This window comes from Peribacillus sp. NPDC097198 (assembly GCF_044762055.1).
In the GTDB taxonomy this organism is placed as follows: domain Bacteria; phylum Bacillota; class Bacilli; order Bacillales; family DSM-1321; genus Peribacillus.
Genome location: NZ_JBIWDO010000006.1, coordinates 35,266 through 53,569, shown reverse-complemented (window position 1 = coordinate 53,569; position 18,304 = coordinate 35,266). Strand labels below are relative to the sequence as shown.

At 43.8% G+C, this 18,304-nt stretch carries 17 protein-coding genes; 12 read left to right on the top strand and 5 right to left on the bottom strand.

Going from position 1 to position 18,304, the window contains the following annotated elements; translation table 11 throughout:
• Window positions 1-17 precede the first annotated feature (17 nt).
• A complete protein-coding gene (locus ACIQXQ_RS12160; RefSeq protein WP_402874347.1) occupies window positions 18-320 on the bottom strand; it encodes a YtpI family protein in 303 nt (100 codons plus the stop codon).
• A 165-nt stretch (window positions 321-485) separates the two neighbouring features.
• Here ACIQXQ_RS12160 and ACIQXQ_RS12155 point away from each other — a divergent pair, with 165 nt between their 5' ends.
• A complete protein-coding gene (locus tag ACIQXQ_RS12155) occupies window positions 486-1,424 on the top strand; it encodes a DHH family phosphoesterase (protein WP_402874350.1) in 939 nt (312 codons plus the stop codon).
• Window positions 1,425-1,443: 19 nt separating this feature from the next.
• Here ACIQXQ_RS12155 and ACIQXQ_RS12150 read toward each other — a convergent pair whose 3' ends face one another.
• The 3 genes from ACIQXQ_RS12150 to ACIQXQ_RS12140 are packed head-to-tail and all read right to left on the bottom strand — an operon-like array spanning window position 1,444 to window position 2,626.
• Window positions 1,444-1,827 carry a VOC family protein gene (locus ACIQXQ_RS12150; RefSeq protein WP_402874354.1) on the bottom strand — a complete coding sequence of 128 codons (384 nt, stop codon included), beginning with the start codon at window positions 1,825-1,827 and terminating at the stop codon, window positions 1,444-1,446.
• A 20-nt stretch (window positions 1,828-1,847) separates the two neighbouring features.
• Window positions 1,848-2,351 (bottom strand): sporulation membrane protein YtrI, encoded by a 504-nt coding sequence (gene ytrI, locus ACIQXQ_RS12145; protein WP_402874357.1) that lies wholly within the window; start codon window positions 2,349-2,351, stop codon window positions 1,848-1,850.
• On the bottom strand, window positions 2,348-2,626 hold the full coding sequence (locus ACIQXQ_RS12140; protein ID WP_402874635.1) for a YtrH family sporulation protein: 279 nt from the start codon (window positions 2,624-2,626) through the stop codon (window positions 2,348-2,350). Before ACIQXQ_RS12140 ends, ytrI begins: the two co-directional genes overlap by 4 nt.
• Here ACIQXQ_RS12140 and ACIQXQ_RS12135 point away from each other — a divergent pair.
• The 11 genes from ACIQXQ_RS12135 (at window position 2,511) to aceA (ending at window position 16,982) form a co-directional block, all read left to right on the top strand.
• Entirely contained in the window at window positions 2,511-2,783 is a 273-nt protein-coding gene (locus ACIQXQ_RS12135) for a hypothetical protein (protein ID WP_402874647.1), read from the top strand. The two genes, ACIQXQ_RS12140 and ACIQXQ_RS12135, sit on opposite strands and share 116 nt — an antisense overlap.
• Window positions 2,784-2,868: 85 nt before the next feature.
• Window positions 2,869-6,228 (top strand): DNA polymerase III subunit alpha, encoded by a 3,360-nt coding sequence (gene dnaE, locus ACIQXQ_RS12130; RefSeq protein WP_402957727.1) that lies wholly within the window; start codon window positions 2,869-2,871, stop codon window positions 6,226-6,228.
• Window positions 6,229-6,338: 110 nt separating this feature from the next.
• Window positions 6,339-7,580 (top strand): NADP-dependent malic enzyme, encoded by a 1,242-nt coding sequence (gene ystJ / locus ACIQXQ_RS12125; RefSeq protein WP_402874363.1) that lies wholly within the window; start codon window positions 6,339-6,341, stop codon window positions 7,578-7,580.
• A 5-nt stretch (window positions 7,581-7,585) separates the two neighbouring features.
• Window positions 7,586-8,215, top strand: a complete 630-nt coding sequence (locus ACIQXQ_RS12120; protein ID WP_402874365.1) for a FadR/GntR family transcriptional regulator — start codon at window positions 7,586-7,588, stop codon at window positions 8,213-8,215.
• Between the two features lie 91 nt (window positions 8,216-8,306).
• Window positions 8,307-9,170 (top strand): acetyl-CoA carboxylase, carboxyltransferase subunit beta, encoded by an 864-nt coding sequence (gene accD, locus ACIQXQ_RS12115; protein WP_402874367.1) that lies wholly within the window; start codon window positions 8,307-8,309, stop codon window positions 9,168-9,170.
• On the top strand, window positions 9,167-10,165 hold the full coding sequence (gene accA / locus ACIQXQ_RS12110) for an acetyl-CoA carboxylase carboxyl transferase subunit alpha (protein WP_402957724.1): 999 nt from the start codon (window positions 9,167-9,169) through the stop codon (window positions 10,163-10,165). Before accD ends, accA begins: the two co-directional genes overlap by 4 nt.
• Window positions 10,166-10,439: 274 nt before the next feature.
• Entirely contained in the window at window positions 10,440-11,399 is a 960-nt protein-coding gene (pfkA, locus tag ACIQXQ_RS12105; RefSeq protein ID WP_402957721.1) for a 6-phosphofructokinase, read from the top strand.
• Between the two features lie 83 nt (window positions 11,400-11,482).
• On the top strand, window positions 11,483-13,243 hold the full coding sequence (gene pyk / locus ACIQXQ_RS12100) for a pyruvate kinase (RefSeq protein ID WP_402957718.1): 1,761 nt from the start codon (window positions 11,483-11,485) through the stop codon (window positions 13,241-13,243).
• A gap of 81 nt (window positions 13,244-13,324) precedes the next feature.
• Window positions 13,325-13,717 (top strand): FxsA family protein, encoded by a 393-nt coding sequence (locus ACIQXQ_RS12095; protein ID WP_402874380.1) that lies wholly within the window; start codon window positions 13,325-13,327, stop codon window positions 13,715-13,717.
• Window positions 13,718-14,057: 340 nt separating this feature from the next.
• A complete protein-coding gene (gene aceB / locus ACIQXQ_RS12090) occupies window positions 14,058-15,650 on the top strand; it encodes a malate synthase A (protein ID WP_402874382.1) in 1,593 nt (530 codons plus the stop codon).
• A gap of 48 nt (window positions 15,651-15,698) precedes the next feature.
• Window positions 15,699-16,982, top strand: coding sequence for an isocitrate lyase (gene aceA, locus ACIQXQ_RS12085; RefSeq protein WP_402874385.1), 1,284 nt, complete (start codon window positions 15,699-15,701; stop codon window positions 16,980-16,982).
• 52 nt (window positions 16,983-17,034) lie between these two features.
• On the opposite strand, the gene ytvI is transcribed toward aceA, so the two are convergent.
• Complete coding sequence (gene ytvI / locus ACIQXQ_RS12080; RefSeq protein WP_402957716.1) at window positions 17,035-18,177, bottom strand: sporulation integral membrane protein YtvI; 1,143 nt, start codon at window positions 18,175-18,177, stop codon at window positions 17,035-17,037.
• Window positions 18,178-18,304: the final 127 nt, after the last annotated feature.

Genomic DNA, 18,304 nt, shown 5'->3' with positions numbered 1-18,304 from the left:
AGGATAATCGAATTCGATTATCCTCTTTGATTTGTGGCTTCTTCAATGGCATGTGGGAGGTAGAACTTATACATTTTATAACCGCCCCAAACGCTGAATAGTCCGACAACAATGAATACGGCAGCAATGATGTATGTAACGGTCGTTTGGAAAAGGAAAAGCTGATTGACTCCAAATAAGGCTACAAAGGCACCGAGGGCAATGGATGATTTTCCTGAAATCCACTTTTTCTCCATCGGCATTTTCGTGCGTACCATTTTAATTTTGTAAAATACATAAATCCCTAGTGACAGAACGATCAAGGTGACAAGGATAGGCATGGTTTATAATTCCCCCAATTTAACATATGTACCTTATTATTGTAGCGGGAAACTCTGGAGATTGCCACCTAAAACAAGATGAGCCTTCCTATTTCGCCAATTTTTTGATTAAATAAAATATATCGTCTTAATTTGTACAATAACATATATAAAAAGGAGATTTATATGAAGGCTGAAATTTTAGCAGATATAAAGCGTTATGATACGATTATCATTCATCGCCATGTCCGGCCTGACCCGGATGCTTATGGTTCGCAAGGGGGATTGGCTGAAATTCTGAAGGCGTCATTTCCTGAGAAGCGCATTTTCACGGTCGGGAAAGAAGAGCCTTCGTTACATTATTTAAGGAGGCTTGATGTGATTTCGGATGAAATGTACCAAGGGGCTTTGGTCATCGTTTGTGACACCGCCAATACTGACCGAATCTGCGACAGCCGTTATCCGACAGGGGATAAGCTGATCAAGATTGATCACCATCCAAACGAAGATCCCTATGGAGACATGCGTTGGGTCGATACGTCCGCTAGCTCGACGAGTGAAATGATTTATGAATTTTATCTATTTGGTAAAGATCAAGGATTGAAGATGAGCGATGAGGCAGCCCGTCTACTTTATGCAGGTATCGTTGGTGATACGGGACGTTTTCTTTTTCAAAGCACGACCGAGAAAACATTCGCCTATGCAAGTGAGTTGATTCATTATTCATTCTCCCGTCCACAGTTATATCAAGAGATGTATGATGTCGATGAAAGCATTACCCGCCTGAATGGTTATGTGCTGCAAAACTTCGAGATTCTACCAAACGGAACAGGGAAGATGATCATCACGAAGGATATCCTGGAAAAATTTCATGCGACGCCTTCAGAAGCCTCCCAGCTTGTCTCCTCGCTGGGTTCGATTAAAAACGTGAAATCTTGGGTCTTTTTCATTGAAGAAGAAAAGGAGATCCGGGTTCGTTTCCGTTCTAAAGGTCCAATCATCAACATGATCGCCAGGAAATACAATGGTGGCGGACACCCATTTGCAGCAGGGGCCTCTATTTATTCTTGGGATGCAGTGGATGATATTTTGGCTGATCTAGAAGAGGTAAACAAAGCCGAATAAGAAAAGCAAAAAGACCAAATCATCTTGAATTTGGTCTTTTGCCATGTAGATATTCACGATGTTGGGAAATTTTTAGCTGGTTGCCATCGGGATCTTTGAAATTGAACCATCGGTCATGTTCGATTCCTGTTGTACATTCTACTTTCCCTTTCATATATTCATACGCTTCGATGACGTTCGTCGTGTTGAAGTGAAAGGGAGGGACTTTGAAAATGCGATCTTCGGAAAATATCTTACTGTCCAAAACAATGCCCGTTCCGATCATAGGCAAGGCATACAGGTGCCCGAATAAAATATCTCCGGTCACCGGGATGCCCAACAGGTCAGAATACCAATCGCGGGCCACTTCAATATTACGAACCGGGATAAAGACCGTACCGATTTGGTTTAAGATTGGGTTCATCGTTCACCTCTCCAATAGCATCATTTCGCCCTCTTGATTGTGAGTTCAATATTCATTTTTGTATAAAACATAATTTCATTGACTTCCAGTTCGTATCGTTTCTTATTAATCTCGATGATTTTGTTTTCAATCGACTTCTTAAGCAACACTTTTCCGTTATATACACTAACGACATCTTTAGCGAGAAGGGAAGAGAGGTCATCTTCTATGACATCCTCGGCATCGGCGATACTCAGCTTATCGAGGCTGTAAAATTGCCCGTTGGTGATTTTCACCTCGACTTCTTGAATCGTTAAAATCTCTTCGTTTTGCTGATTTAATTTTTTGTAATCCTGCTCCCAAATCGCGATTTTTTCGGTCAAATCCTTCATCTCTTCTCTTTGCTCATGAATGATCCGGATCTGCGTTTCCTGCTGCACTCCGTACATGTAAAAGAAAATCACCCAGCTGAGCAGTCCGCCTAATGCTGCACCGGCAAAAAAACGCTGCCAGGTGGGAAGCCGATGATAAGGGGGGATCCTCATGGTGAAATATGCTCCTGTGTGAACCAATTGATGATTAACGCTCCTGTCTGTGCACCCCCGAGGGCGGAGAGGATCAATAGCACCTGCTTCACGATATCCTTTGTTTGTCCGTGGAAAATGCCACGTTCAAAATTATAGACCATATCGAAGGTCCCTCCGATGGCAGCGACGATCGCCCAAATCCTTAGGCTGTCCGATAAGCGGAAAACGGTCGTCATCGGGGCTTGTCCCGTGAAAAAAGCCGCCAGTCCGCCAATGATCGACCCGCCAAGCAAAACGCCGAGCGCGATGAAAAAACTGTTGATAAATGCCGGAACAAAGGCTTCGTTCATGTATCATCATCCTTTTTGGCTTGATATTCTTCTACTCTATTTATATGGGAAGCGCGGAGGTAATATGATAGCCTGTGAAAATCAAAGTGGACGAACCTGATTGGCAATGAGAACATATTTTCTTTTTTTGAAATAAACACTATAATAAAAAGAAACATGCCCTTTCAAAGGTGGGAGAAAAAAACGTGTATACACATCTCCATATTCAGAGCGGATACAGCCTGCTGAGCAGTACGGTGAAAATTCGTGAACTTGTGGCTAAAGCGAAAGCGGATGGCTGTACGAGTCTAGCATTAACCGACCGAAATGTTATGTATGGATCGGTTTATTTTTATAAGGAATGCAAAAAACAGGGGATAAAACCGATTATCGGGATTCTCGCGGATGTTCTAGATGAACAAGATGCCGCACATCCTCTTCTTTTACTAGCAAGAAATCTTCAAGGCTACCAAAACCTGCTGAAAATAAGCAGTGCTATCAAAACGAAATCTCCGTCGGGCATTCCATTTAATTGGCTTAAAGCCTATTCTACGGGATTGATTGCGCTTTCCCCGGGTGCGGAAGGGCAAATCGAAAGGTTATTGGAAGAAGAAAGGCCCGAGGAGGCGAGGAAAGCTGCCGAGCAATTTTTGAAAGTGTTCGGACATGATAACTTTTATTTATCCCTTCAACGGCTGGATATTGCCAAGGAGGAGCAGCAAATACAAGCAATCTGTCAATTGGCCAAAGAGCTGAAAATCGAGCTTGTAGCGACGAACCCGGTCTATTACTTGAACCAAAGTGATGCACTGGCACATGAAGCGCTACTGGCCATCGGTAATGGCGACAAGCTGGCGGACGAAACGAGGGTGGTGCTTCCATCCACACAGTTTTATATGAAAAGCCGTGCTGAAATGGCTGAACGGTTCAGTGACTTGCCGGATGCCCTTCAAAATACGCTACATATAGCCGCGCAATGCAATCTTACTATTCCTTTTCATCGTTCCCTGCTACCCAAATACCCTACAGCAACTGGAGTTACGGCTGAAGAAATGCTCGAAACCCTCTGCTTCCAGGGCTTGAAGAAACGAATACCTGAACCATCTATCCAATATGAAGAGCGTCTGCGCTTTGAATTGGCTGTCATTAAGCAAATGAAATTCAGCGATTATTTCTTAATCGTTTGGGATTTCATGAAATTTGCAAGGGACCACCAGATTTTGACGGGGCCGGGACGGGGGTCTGCAGCAGGATCGATGGTCGCCTACGTTCTGTCGATTACGGATGTCGATCCAATCGAACATTCTCTGCTGTTCGAGCGATTTCTAAATCCTGAGCGGGTAACTATGCCCGATATCGATATTGACTTCCCGGATAACCGCCGCGAGGAAGTGATTGCTTATGTCGCGAAGAAATACGGGGAATTGCATGTTGCCCAAATCATCACATTTGGTACTTTAGCCGCAAAGGCGGCGTTGCGTGATACCGGACGCGTCTTCGGTTTGAATACAAAAGAGCAGGAAATGGTATCGAAAATGATCCCGGGACGCCTTGGAATCACCTTGCCTGAAGCGTTAAAAGAATCCAAGCGATTACAGGACTTCATAAAGGAAAGTGAGCGGAACCAGAAGCTTTTTGAAACGGCACTTCTGCTTGAGGGGCTTCCACGCCATACCTCCACACATGCGGCTGGTGTCGTCATAAGCGATCAGGCGCTCACTGAGCATATCCCGATTCAGGAAGGGCATGATGGCATCCACCTGACTCAATATCCAATGGACCTCCTCGAGGAACTCGGCCTTCTGAAAATGGATTTTCTAGGTCTGCGCAATTTAACGCTCCTGGATAATATTTTGAAAAACATCCAAAAGGGGATGGGGAAAAAACTGAATTTGTCCCATATACCGATGGATGATCCGCAGACCCTGTCCATGCTGGGACGGGGTGAAACGACGGGCGTGTTCCAGTTCGAATCGGATGGGATACGGAAGGTGTTAATGAACCTGAAGCCAAACCGTTTTGAAGATATCGTCGCGGTCAATGCCTTATATCGTCCAGGTCCCATGGAAAACATTCCACTTTTCATCGAGCGCAAACACGGGCTGGTCCCAATAGAATATCACCATCCGGATTTGAAGGAGATTCTCGATCCTACATACGGCGTTATCGTATATCAGGAGCAGATCATGCAGATTGCATCACGACTTGCCGGTTTCTCCCTGGGAGAGGCCGATTTATTAAGGCGTGCCGTCTCGAAGAAGAAAAAGGAAGTATTGGACCAGGAGAGGGAGCATTTCGTGAATGGTGCCTTGAAGCAAGGGTATTCCGAGAAAACAGCGGACGACATCTATACCCTGATCGTCCGGTTCGCCAATTATGGATTCAACAGGAGCCATGCTGTAGCATACAGTGTCATTGCCTATCAGCTTGCCTATTTGAAAACCCATTATCCTGAGTATTTCATGGCTGCCCTCATGACCTCTGCCGTCGGAAATGATGATAAGATTGCCCAGTATGTCCGTGAAGCCAAGAAGAAAGGCATTTCCGTGCTGCCTCCTTCCATTAATGAAAGCGGCTATCCTTTTTTACCGGAGAAAGAAGGGATTCGATTCAGTCTTGGTGCCATAAAAGGAATCGGTGGGACGGTCCTGAAGGAAATCTTTGCGGCTAGACGCCAAAAGAAATTCGGGGACCTATTCGATTTCTGTTTGCGGGTGTCGGGAAAAATCGTCAATCGAAAGGTATTGGAAGCATTGGTGCATTCAGGTGCCTTTGATGAATTTGGCGAAGACCGTGCCACCTTGCTAGCTAGCCTGGATGTCGCAATCAGCCATACCGAATTGGTCAATCCGGATGATGATTTATTCGATATGTTTTCGGATGGCGAATTCTCGCTAAAGCCTAAATACAATCATGTCGATCCCATTCCGGTGGAGGACAAGTTATCCTTTGAAAAGAGTGTACTTGGCCTATACCTTTCCAATCATCCCGTGACGAGCTATAAAGGAATTTTCGGCCACTTCGGTTGCTTGACCATCGATGAAGCATTAAGTAAGAAAGAGGCAAAAATCCTGCTTGGCGTGTACATCACGGCGGTTAAGACCATTCGAACGAAAAAGGGGGATGTCATGGCATTCTTGACTGTCAGTGATGAAGAAGGCGATCTTGAAGCCGTCGTATTCCCCAATGTGTATAAAAACTACTCTGCCATCTTGAATCACGGACAGTTGGCCATGCTTCAAGGTACATTGGAGGAGCGGAGCGGAAAAACGCAGCTCATCATCCAATATGTCTATCCGTTGGACCAAGTGAAAGATATGGCCCAGCAAAAAACCGGAACGCTTTTCTTGAAGATTGAAGCGGAAAAGCAAACAAAAGACACTCTTCAAAAAATAAAAAAAATATTAATCCAGCATACTGGCGAAACGAAGGTCATGCTATTTTATGAGCGGGAAAACCGCTATGTACAGCTATCCTATTGGGATTGGGTCAACCCGAGCGATAAGTTAATCGATCTTTTAAATGGATTGTTAGGAAAAGGAAATGTCGTTTATAAGAGAGAATAACTATTTTACAACTTTATCAGGTATGTTATATTGAATGCAGGCCCATGTGGTCTGACCACTAGATTTCAGCATAATTTCCGGGTTGCCCAATTCGTTCTAGGAGTGAGAATATGACATTAAGAGAAGAAGCATTACATATGCATCGCTTGAATCAAGGGAAATTAGAAACCGTTTCGAAAGTACCAGTTAGGAATGCAGTGGATTTAAGCTTGGCTTATTCTCCTGGTGTCGCCGAACCATGTAAGGAAATTTACGAAAAACCTGAAACCGTTTATGACTATACAATGAAAGGGAATACGGTAGCCGTTATTTCTGATGGAACGGCAGTGTTGGGCCTAGGCAATATCGGTCCTGAAGCCGCCTTGCCTGTCATGGAAGGCAAAGCTGTCTTGTTCAAGAGTTTTGCGGGAGTGGATTCATTTCCAATCTGTTTAAAAACGACGGATGTGGATAAGATTGTAGAGACCGTCAAATTGCTCGAACCGACATTCGGCGGAGTGAACCTAGAAGATATTGCAGCACCGAATTGTTTTGAAATCGAAGAACGATTAAAAAAAGAAATGAATATCCCTGTATTTCATGATGATCAGCACGGTACAGCAATTGTAACCGTGGCCGGTCTTGTAAATGCTTTGCGTCTTGTAGGAAAATCGATAACGGAAATTAAAGTCGTGGCCAGTGGTGCCGGAGCGGCAGGCATTGCCATCATAAAGTTGCTTTATAGCTATGGAGTGCGTGACATTATCATGTGTGACACGAAAGGTGCCATCTATGAAGGGCGTACGTTAGGTATGAATGATATAAAAGAACAAGTAGCGAAAGTAACCAACCGGGATAAGGTTCAAGGAAACCTTGCGACTGTTATCAAGGGAGCGGACGTATTCATCGGTGTGTCTGCCGCGGGAGCTTTGAATAAGGATATGATTTCTTCCATGAACGAAGATCCAATCATTTTCGCCATGGCTAATCCCAATCCTGAAATCATGCCGGAGGAAGCGAAAGCTGCGGGTGCCAAAGTGGTGGGGACAGGTCGCTCTGACTTCCCAAACCAGGTCAATAATGTACTGGCTTTCCCTGGAATCTTTCGAGGCGCTTTAGATGTACGTGCCACACATATCAATGAAAAAATGAAGGTGGCGGCTGTACAGGCGATTGCCGGTTTAATAGAAGAGCATGAACTTCATGAAGACTATGTTATTCCCGCACCTTTTGATGCTAGAGTTGCACCTGCAGTCGCTGCAGCCGTGGCAAAGGCAGCTATGGAAACCGGGGTTGCAAGAATTCACGCGGATCCAGAACAAATTAAAGAAAAAACAAGAAAACTAGCAAACATTGGACAAAGTGAGGAATAACTAATTTGGCAGAACGTACTTCTTCAACCAAAATTTATCTCGATGTTGTGGAAAGCCTACGGAGCATGATTGAAGCGGATAACCTCTTACCGGGCGATAAAATTCCTTCTGAACGGGAGTTATCCGACCGTCTGAATGTTGGACGTTCATCTGTCCGTGAAGCATTGCGAGCACTAGAGCTTTTAGGATTGATAGAAACTAGACGTGGTGAAGGAACGTTTATTAGGGATTTCCAGGAGCATAAGTTAGTCGAGCTTCTGGGAACCTTTTTTTTGCAAGATAAAAAAGTTCAAGAAGATTTAGCCGAGACCAAACGGTTAATTGAAATCGATTGTTTGAAGATCGTGGCCTTCTTCGCCACGGCCCAAGAGGTTAAATCGTTAATGGACTGGGTCAAGGTAGAAGAATTCCATGATGATGATTTCTTCTTGAGGATCGCCATATTAAATCGCAATCGTTTGCTTGAAAGAATTTGGCGTATTGTCAACAGCTATGCTAGAGCATCAGAGCAAATCAAAACAAAAACGAAAAAAGAAGATTATCTTTTGTTGCTTACATATTTGCTTGAACGTGATGAAGAAAAAGCCATCGAAGCATACCTTACTAAAATCAGAAATTTGTCGAAGGAAGAGTGACAGCATTTTACACGATTTTGAATATATTTCTGATATAGTTTGGACCAAAGTTTCTTTAAAAAGAGGTTTGGTGGCAAAGGGAGGATTAGACTTGCTTAAAGAGCTATTTGCAAAATCTAAGAAGAAATATGCAACGGTTCCTTTAGATCGTGAAAAACAGGATGTACCTGAAGGAATTATGACGAAGTGCCCAGGTTGCAAAAAAATCATGTATACAAAAGAATTAGTGAAAAACGTAAAAGTCTGTTTGCATTGTGGGTTCCATCATTCCATGTCCTCTCATGAGCGCATAGAATTTCTTTTCGACGCCAATAGTTTCACTGAATTTGATAAAGAAATGATTTCCGTTAACCCCCTTCAATTCCCGGATTATCTGGAAAAACTGGAAAAGGATAAAGTGAAGGCCAAAATTAATGAGGCAGTGGTTACAGGGGTAGGAAGCATAAATGGTTTCCAAATATCAACGGCCATCATGGATTCCAATTTCCGGATGGGAAGTATGGGGTCCGTCGTTGGGGAAAAAATCACACGGGCGATTGAACGGGCCGGCGAATTGAAGATACCGTTCATCATTTTTACCGCATCTGGTGGGGCGCGAATGCAAGAAGGTGTTCTGAGCCTCATGCAAATGGCCAAAACAAGTGCTGCCCTTAAAATGTTCAGCAATGAAGGTGGATTGATCATTTCGATGATGACCCATCCTACAACTGGTGGCGTTTCAGCCAGCTTTGCATCTCTTGGGGATATTAACCTTGCAGAACCTGGTGCCCTGATAGGATTCGCTGGAAGACGGATCATTGAACAAACGATCCATGAAGATCTTCCTGAAGATTTCCAAACAGCTGAATTTTTGATGAAGCATGGCCAATTGGATGCTGTGGTTAAACGGACGGAAATGAAAGATACCTTGACAACGATCCTGAAAATTCATGCCCCGGGTGGTGAATGGTTATGATTTACGAATTGGAATTTGAACGCCCTGTCACAGAGCTTCGAAGCAAGATTAAAGAACTAAGGGAAATAACAAAGGGAGCAGATGTTGATTTGACAGCTGAAATTGAAAGCTTGGAACAGCGTCTCGAGAAGTTGGAAACGGACATTTATAATAACTTAAAGCCATGGGATCGCGTGCAAATCGCTCGTCACCCAGCCCGTCCGACAACAATTGATTATATCCCTCTTATATTTAATGAGTTCATGGAATTCCATGGTGACCGATACTATGGTGATGATGAAGCCATCGTAGCCGGCATCGGGGAATTTGATGGACGTGCTGTGACCATCATCGGCCATCAGCGTGGTAAGGATACAAAGGAAAATATCCGTCGTAATTTTGGTATGCCTCATCCTGAAGGTTATCGAAAGGCTTTACGTCTGATGAAACAGGCCGAAAAGTTCAATCGCCCCATCATTTGTTTCATAGATACGAAGGGTGCCTTCCCTGGTAAAGCAGCGGAAGAGCGTGGCCAGAGTGAAGCCATCGCAAAAAACCTTTTTGAAATGGCAGGACTTAATGTACCTGTTATCAGTATTGTCATTGGTGAAGGTGGAAGTGGTGGTGCTTTGGCTCTAGGAGTAGCGGATCGGATTTATATGCTGGAGAACTCCACCTATTCTGTCATTTCTCCTGAAGGAGCAGCCGCTATCTTGTGGAAGGATGCTTCCCAAGCCAAGCGTGCAGCCGAAACCATGAAAATCACGGCTCCTGACCTCAACCGATTGGGAGTCATTGATGAAATCATCCCTGAAGTGAAAGGCGGGGCCCATCGCGATGCCGAGGAGCAAGCCAAAGCGATTAAGGATATATTGAAGCAATCAATCAATGAGCTTCTTTCCCTGAATAGTGAGGAACTGATCAATCAGCGTTATATGAAATTTAAAAATATCGGTGAATATGAATTTGAAGGACAGCCAGAAGGACCGGTACTGGAAGTAAAACAACATTCATAAATACATGGCCAAGAAAAAACGTGCTGCCGGCAGGCAACACGTTTTTTCAACCTTAATATGATACTTAAATACCCAGGTGACTAAATTGATTCCTATTTTGGGAAATAAAACAATCTTTAACGCAATTTACTTCAATTTCTGTTCAGAATACGTTAGTCTTAATACATTGGATTAAGCAGTAAGAAGAGTTCCTTGCTTATCTTAGGTGAAAAAAGGGTACAATGAGGTTATTGAAAAGTTTTATGTCATTAGCGCAGTAGGAGAGGTGAACATAATGAAAAAAATAGGGGTATTAACAAGTGGAGGGGATTCTCCAGGCATGAATGCTGCAGTCCGGGCAGTCGTCCGGAAAGCGATTTTTCATGAAATGGAGGTCTATGGCATCTACCATGGCTATGAAGGGTTGATCAATGGCGACATAAGACGTCTTGAGCTTGGTTCTGTCGGGGATATCATACACCGCGGAGGCACGATGTTACATACTGCCCGCTGTCCTGAATTCAAAACGGAAGAGGGACAGTTAAAGGCAATCGAACAACTGAAAAAAGTGGGTATTGAGGGCATCGTCATCATTGGCGGTGACGGGTCTTACCTTGGAGCGAAGGCATTGACGGAACGAGGTTTTCCTTGCATTGGCGTTCCTGGAACGATCGATAACGATATTCCGGGAACGGACTTTACGATTGGTTTTGATACAGCCCTTAATACGGTCATCGATGCGATTGATAAAATCAGGGATACAGCGACTTCCCACGAACGGACGTATGTGGTTGAAGTGATGGGCCGAAACGCCGGGGACATTGCTCTTTGGGCCGGTCTTGCAGGAGGGGCTGAGACCATCTTATGCCCGGAATACGATTTCGACATAGAAGAGATGATAGGGAAGCTAAACCGGGGACATGAACGAGGGAAAAAGCATAGTATCATCGTTGTGGCAGAAGGTGTAGGCAGTGCCATGGAGATTTCCAAACAGATAGAAGCGAAAGCAGGGTTCGAAACGCGTGTTACGGTTCTGGGTCATGTACAACGTGGCGGCTCTCCTACTGCGTCTGACCGTGTGTTGGCAAGCAGGCTTGGCGCCCGCGCAGTCGAATTGCTTCTTGAAGGTTTAGGTGGCAGGGCTGTGGGCATTGAGGAAAATAAACTGGTTGATTACGATATCATCGATGCCTTATCGAAGAAGCACACGATTGATAAGAAAATGTATGACCTATCAGAAGAATTGTCTATTTAAATGATTGAAAAAAATATGTTTAATACTACGTCACTCTCCGTCATATGGCGGTAGAAGACGAGTTTCTTTAGGAGGTTGACACCATGCGCAAAACTAAAATTGTATGTACCATTGGGCCAGCTAGTGAAAGTGTAGAAAAATTGGCTCAATTAATCGAGGCAGGGATGAATGTAGCACGTCTTAATTTTTCCCACGGTAATCATGAGGAACATGCTGCAAGAATTCGCAACATAAGAGAAGCATCAGAGAAAACGGGGAAACAGGTCGCTATCTTGCTTGATACAAAAGGTCCTGAAATACGGACGAATAACATGGAGAATGACTCGATTGAGTTGACGGCAGGTAAAGAAGTAACGATTTCGATGCAAGAAGTTTTGGGGACACCAGAGAAATTCTCCATTACCTATGAAGGGCTTCTATATGATGTACAAGCTGGATCTAGAATTTTGCTGGACGATGGCTTGATTGGTCTTGAAGTGTTAGCAATTGATGAAACAAAAAAAGAAATTCATACGAAAATCCTAAACAGCGGTACATTGAAAAATAAAAAAGGCGTCAACGTTCCTGGCGTTTCCGTAAACTTGCCAGGGATCACGGAAAAAGATGAAAAGGACATCCTTTTCGGTATCGAACAAGGAATCGATTTCGTGGCCGCTTCTTTCGTCCGCAGGGCGTCGGATGTACTGGAAGTCCGGGAATTGTTGCAACAAAATAAAGCAGAGCATATTCAAATCATCCCTAAAATTGAAAACCAGGAAGGCGTGGACCGTCTCGATGAAATTTTAGAAGTAGCTGATGGTTTGATGGTTGCGCGTGGTGATTTAGGTGTTGAAATCCCTGCGGAAGAAGTGCCACTTGTTCAAAAAGATATGATCAAGAAATGTAACAATGCAGGCAAACCGGTCATTACCGCTACACAAATGCTTGATTCGATGCAGCGTAATCCACGTCCGACACGAGCTGAGGCAAGTGATGTGGCGAATGCGATTTTCGATGGAACGGATGCCATCATGCTTTCTGGTGAAACAGCTGCGGGAACTTACCCAGTCGAAGCCGTTCAGACTATGCATAATATTGCTTCACGTGCAGAAACAGCGCTTAATTATCGGGATATCCTTACAAGGAATAGTAAGTCGGATCGACATAATGTGACAGATGCCATTGGGGAATCCGTTGCACATACTGCGCTTAACCTTAATGCAGGTGCAATCATCACACCGACTGAAAGTGGTCATACAGCACGGATGATTTCTAAGTATCGTCCAAAAGCGCCTATCATTGCCGTTACCTCTAATGAAGATGTATCCAGACGGCTTGCATTGGTCTGGGGCGTTTATCCGCAGATGGGGCCTAAAGCAGAGACGACAGATGATATGCTCCAAACAGCGATAGACCAAAGCCTGGAATCCGGAATCGTTTCCCATGGGGACTTAGTGGTGATTACCGCTGGTGTGCCTGTAGGTGAAATAGGGACGACTAACTTGATGAAAATTCATGTGTTAGGAGAGGTTCTATTGAAGGCTCAAGGAATCGGTAGGAAAACAGCGAAGGGTGAAGTGGTCGTTGCCAAGAATGCCAAGGAAGCCTTAGAAAAAGTACAAGAAGGATCTGTTTTGGTTACAATCGGTTCGGATCGTGAAATGATGCCGGCAATAGAAAAGTGTGCCGCATTGATTACTGAAGAAGGCGGTTTGACTAGCCATGCGGCAGTTGTCGGCGTTACCTTAGGCATTCCTGTCATTGTCGGGGCTGATAATGCGACAAAGGCCTTTAAGGATGGACAGAGAATAACGGTCGATGCCAGCCGTGGAATCATTTATGATGGTCATGCCAAAGTTTTGTAAAACAAAATTTTGGATGAAATCCAATCGTTGATGTAAGATAGGTGTACCGCACCAGAAGTGGGCTGTGCAGGAGGAATGTAAATGAAGTACTTTTTATTGTTTATCATTGCGATGCCGATCATTGAGATTATTGTCCTCTTATTATCTGGCAATCTGATTGGGTTTTGGCCAACGCTGTTCCTAATTGTAGCCACTGGTTTAATCGGAGCTTATTTGGCTAAACGCCAAGGAATGGAAATATGGAAAAAGGCACAGGGTCAGGTTCGTCAAGGGATGATGCCTGGAAATGAAATCGTCGATGGAATCTGTATCTTCATCGGATCCGCTCTGTTGCTATCACCCGGACTGATTTCGGATGTCTTGGGATTGATCCTGGTATTTCCACCCACCCGTAATCTTCTAAAACCAATTGTTATTCGGATTATGATGAACAGGATGAATAAAGGAAAAGTAACGATCATTCAACATAAATAGAAAAAGGCTATCCACAAAGATAAGAATGTGGATAGCCTTTTTTTGCGTTCAGCCCATAAATGCTTCCACATATGAAGGAAATCTTGCCACTCAAAATCTTAACTGTTTCATGCAAAAAGTGGACAAGGAAGAAAAAATGAAATGGAAAAAACAGAATCTTTGCAATTATTTTTTTAATAGAAATGCCTATATACCAGGCTTTCTATAGTCAATTAATATCTTTTTTTAAAAAAGTTGGAAAAGTAGGTGACAAATTTATACATCGTGTTATATAATACAAACAGGAAATAAAATAACTGTATTATAACATATAAGAGTTTGAAAGGATGTGGAAAGCAACATGATTACTGAAGCAAAAGGTTTACAAATAACAGGGGATATCAAGCCTGGATATGAACAAATACTTACTACGGAAGCGCTTCAATTCATTGAACGGATTGAACGGCAGTTCGGTGCAAGGAGAAGGGAACTGTTAGAGCGACGTAAAACGGTCCAAGAGGAAATAAACCAAGGAAAGCAGCTTGATTTCCTGGAGGAAACGAAACATATCCGTGAAGGTGATTGGACAATCGCTCCCCTCCCGAAGGACTTGCAAGACCGCAGGGTTGAAATTACAGGGCCGGTTGATCGTAAGATGATCATCAATGCATTAAACTCAGGGGCTTGCGTGTTTATGGCAGACTTTGAAGATGCCAACTCGCCTACTTGGGAAAATTGCATAGATGGGCAACTGAACTTGAGGGATGCCATCCGCGGTACCATCTCATTTGAAAATCCAAACGGTAAAGTATATAGATTGAATGAAAAAACGGCAGTCTTGAAAATCAGACCCCGTGGCTGGCACTTGGAAGAAAAACACGTTCTATTAAATGGACAGCCTATATCCGCCAGCATATTCGACTTCGGACTTTACTTTTATCATAATGTGAAAGCATTGATCGAAAATGGAAGCGGTCCATACTTCTATCTTCCGAAGATGGAAAGTCATCTCGAAGCCAGATTATGGAATGACATCTTTGTCTATGCCCAGAATGATTTAAGAATTCCGCAGGGGACAATTAGAGCGACGGTACTAATCGAAACGATTCTTGCAGCATTCGAAATGGACGAAATCTTGTATGAGTTGAAAGAACACTCAGCAGGCCTAAACTGCGGTCGCTGGGATTACATCTTCAGCTTCCTGAAGAAATTCCGTCACTCAGAGGACGTAATCTTCCCAGATCGATTACAGGTTACAATGACGGTTCCGAACATGAGAGCTTACTCCCTTCTCGCAATCAAGACTTGCCACACCCGTAATGCTCCGGCAATCGGTGGAATGGCTGCCCAAATTCCGGTCAAGAATGACCCGGTCAAGAATGATGAGGCGTTCGCGAAGGTTCGTGCGGATAAAGAACGTGAAGCGAGAGATGGGCATGACGGTACATGGGTCGCTCATCCAGGCATGGTCAGTACTGCGAAAGAAGTGTTTGACCTTCTTGTTCCGAAACCGAATCAAATTTACCGCAAACGTGAAGATGTAGAAGTGACGGCTAAAGATTTGCTGGAAGTCCCAGAAGGATCCATTACGGAGGCTGGCTTACGGACAAATATAAACGTCGGCATTCAGTATATCGCTTCCTGGTTATGTGGTAGAGGAGCGGCTCCTATCAATAACTTGATGGAAGATGCCGCTACAGCAGAAATTTCCCGCGCTCAAGTGTGGCAGTGGATTCGTCATCCTAAAGGCATACTAGAAGATGGCAGGAAAGTGACGGAAGAATTATTCCATCAAATTAAAGAGGAAGAATTGGAAGTCATTAAATCCGAGATTGGTGAAGAAGCTTTCAAAACAGGGAAATTTGAAGAATCTACTAAACTATTCGAAGAATTGATTGTGGCTGAAGACTTCGCTGATTTCTTAACGAATCCAGCATACGAAAAATTATCTTAATATTCTATTAATTATGAACGTACTATAAACTATTAGGGGGAAAATATAATGACGAACGAAAGAGTAGAGCAATTACAACAAAGCTGGGAAACTGATTCAAGATGGAATGGAATTAAACGCACGTATACAGCTGAGGAAGTTATCAAATTAAGAGGGTCCATTGACATCGAGCAAACCTTAGCGCGTCGGGGAGCTGAAAAACTATGGAATCTCCTGAAACAAGAAGATTTCATCAATGCACTAGGAGCATTGACTGGTAATCAAGCGATGCAACAAGTAAAAGCGGGTTTAAAGGCCATCTATCTAAGTGGTTGGCAAGTGGCTGCAGATGCGAATATCGCTGGCCAGATGTACCCGGATCAAAGCTTATACCCAGCAAACTCTGTACCACAAGTCGTTAAACGCATCAATCAAACACTGCAACGGGCCGATCAAATCAGCTTTGCTGAAGGAAAAGACGATATCGATTGGTTTGCCCCTATCGTAGCTGATGCGGAAGCAGGTTTTGGTGGAGCCCTTAATGTTTTCGAACTAATGAAAGGGATGATCGAAGCTGGAGCTGCCGGTGTTCACTTTGAAGATCAGCTTTCCTCCGAGAAAAAATGTGGCCATTTAGGTGGGAAAGTGCTTCTTCCAACACAAATTGCCGTACGTAACCTGATTTCTGCCCGCTTGGCTGCAGACGTAATGGGAACACCGACTATATTGATTGCTCGCACGGATGCTGACGCCGCTGACTTGATCACGGATGATATCGATCCAGTCGATGCCCCATTCATCACAGGCGAACGTACTCCAGAAGGATTCTACCGCACGAAAGCGGGACTTGACCAAGCGATTGCTCGTGGCCTGGCTTATGCACCATACGCTGACCTTATCTGGTGTGAAACGTCCGAGCCAAACCTTGCAGATGCCCGTCGTTTTGCCGAAGCGATTCATGCTGAGTTCCCAGGAAAACTACTAGCATACAATTGCTCGCCATCGTTTAACTGGAAAGCGAAATTGAGTGATGAGGAAATTGCGAGCTACCAAGTCGAATTAGGGAAACTGGGTTACAAATTCCAATTCGTTACACTTGCTGGATTCCATTCATTGAACCATAGCATGTTTAACCTTGCTCTTGGATACAAAGACCGTGGAATGGCAGCATACTCAGAACTTCAACAAGCAGAATTCGCTAGTGAAGGGGACGGCTATACGGCAACTCGTCACCAACGCGAGGTTGGAACTGGATACTTCGATGAAGTGGCACAGGTTGTATCTGGTGGAACTTCTTCTACAACAGCACTTGCTGGTTCTACTGAAGCTGAACAATTCGAAACTTCAAAATAAGAGATAGATAGAAAAAATCCGCCCCGAATATCGGGCGGATTTTTCTTTGATTCTAAAGAAATTTGTTTGGAGTAGGTTTTTTCGTATCCGGTCCCATGATGTACGACCAAATGGCTTGAAAGACATGAGCACGTTGAAGGGTATTGAATATGACTAGGGCTACTGGCCCGGCGATCAATCCAAGAAACCCGATTAATTTAAAACCAATGAATAAGGCGATGAGAGTAGCAAGTGGATCCAAGCCAATACTAGAAGAAAGAACTTTTGGTTCAATTAGTTGGCGCTGGACAACAACGATGATGTAAAGCACAGACAGCCCGATGGCAAGACTGGTATTCCCAGAGATGAATTCGAAGATGATCCATGGAATGAAGATGGTCCCTGTACCCAAATAAGGAATGATATCGACTAAGCCGCAAATTAAAGCGATGGTAATCGAATACTTGACCCCTAATATAAGAAATCCGATTAAAATGGTAACGGTCGTTAATGAAACTAGAGTGAATTGAGCGCGAATGAATCCGAATAATGCTCGTTTTAAATCACGGAATAAACGTTTGGCCCCGGAAAATAGTTTATTTGGCAATACATTTCCCGTCATTCGTCCGAAACGGTCATAGTCTTTGCTGATGAAGAAAGTGCCCAGTAGGGTAAAGAGTAGTGCTGTCACCGTCGTTGGAAACCAGCCGATGATGGCGGGGATGTTTTTCAGGAATGCCTGAATGAAACCGCTGACCCCGGTAGTGATGGATTCACCAATATTTTGGATGTTCTTTAGGATGGTGTCCTGCTGATCTTGATCTAATGTATTGAACATGGCTGTGGTTTGGTTATATAGGGGAATGATCTTGGTGGCAATGAGCGTTTCTATGTAATCTACGATGGTTTCGATATGTTCCGGTATCACACCCGCAAGGTAATTAGTACCTGATATGATTTCGGTAACTAATAGGGTAATGAGTCCGGCAAAAATAAGGAAAATGAGTAATAGGGAGACAAATACAGCAAGTCCTCGTGGCAAGTGAGCTTTCTTTTCGAAGAAAGTCACAAGGGGGTTCATCAAGAAAGCAATGATCATGGCAATAATGAATGGATACGTATACTTAGATAAATAAAATAAGGCGATCCCGCCCAAAATGATGATTCCGATGACTGATATGAAACGAATGAAACGGTAGATGTAAACAGGATTCAAGACATTCCCTCCTTCTAACGGCTGCATTGTATTATAATTGTAACGACAATGGTAAAGAAAGGAAAGTTCCTTTTGGATCCAATCTGAACTATTTCTATTGGTAGCCAAATAAATACCATGGGTTTTG

Coding starts and splice junctions, on each gene's coding strand:
- pyk (WP_402957718.1), top strand. CDS start 11,483: ATGCGCAAAACTAAAATTGTATGTACCATTGGGCCAGCTAGTGAAAGT.
- aceB (WP_402874382.1), top strand. CDS start 14,058: ATGATTACTGAAGCAAAAGGTTTACAAATAACAGGGGATATCAAGCCT.
- pfkA (WP_402957721.1), top strand. CDS start 10,440: ATGAAAAAAATAGGGGTATTAACAAGTGGAGGGGATTCTCCAGGCATG.
- ACIQXQ_RS12095 (WP_402874380.1), top strand. CDS start 13,325: ATGAAGTACTTTTTATTGTTTATCATTGCGATGCCGATCATTGAGATT.
- aceA (WP_402874385.1), top strand. CDS start 15,699: ATGACGAACGAAAGAGTAGAGCAATTACAACAAAGCTGGGAAACTGAT.
- ACIQXQ_RS12155 (WP_402874350.1), top strand. CDS start 486: ATGAAGGCTGAAATTTTAGCAGATATAAAGCGTTATGATACGATTATC.
- ytrI (WP_402874357.1), bottom strand. CDS start 2,351: ATGAGGATCCCCCCTTATCATCGGCTTCCCACCTGGCAGCGTTTTTTT.
- ACIQXQ_RS12160 (WP_402874347.1), bottom strand. CDS start 320: ATGCCTATCCTTGTCACCTTGATCGTTCTGTCACTAGGGATTTATGTA.
- accA (WP_402957724.1), top strand. CDS start 9,167: ATGATTTACGAATTGGAATTTGAACGCCCTGTCACAGAGCTTCGAAGC.
- ystJ (WP_402874363.1), top strand. CDS start 6,339: ATGACATTAAGAGAAGAAGCATTACATATGCATCGCTTGAATCAAGGG.
- ACIQXQ_RS12135 (WP_402874647.1), top strand. CDS start 2,511: ATGGCAGCGACGATCGCCCAAATCCTTAGGCTGTCCGATAAGCGGAAA.
- ACIQXQ_RS12150 (WP_402874354.1), bottom strand. CDS start 1,827: ATGAACCCAATCTTAAACCAAATCGGTACGGTCTTTATCCCGGTTCGT.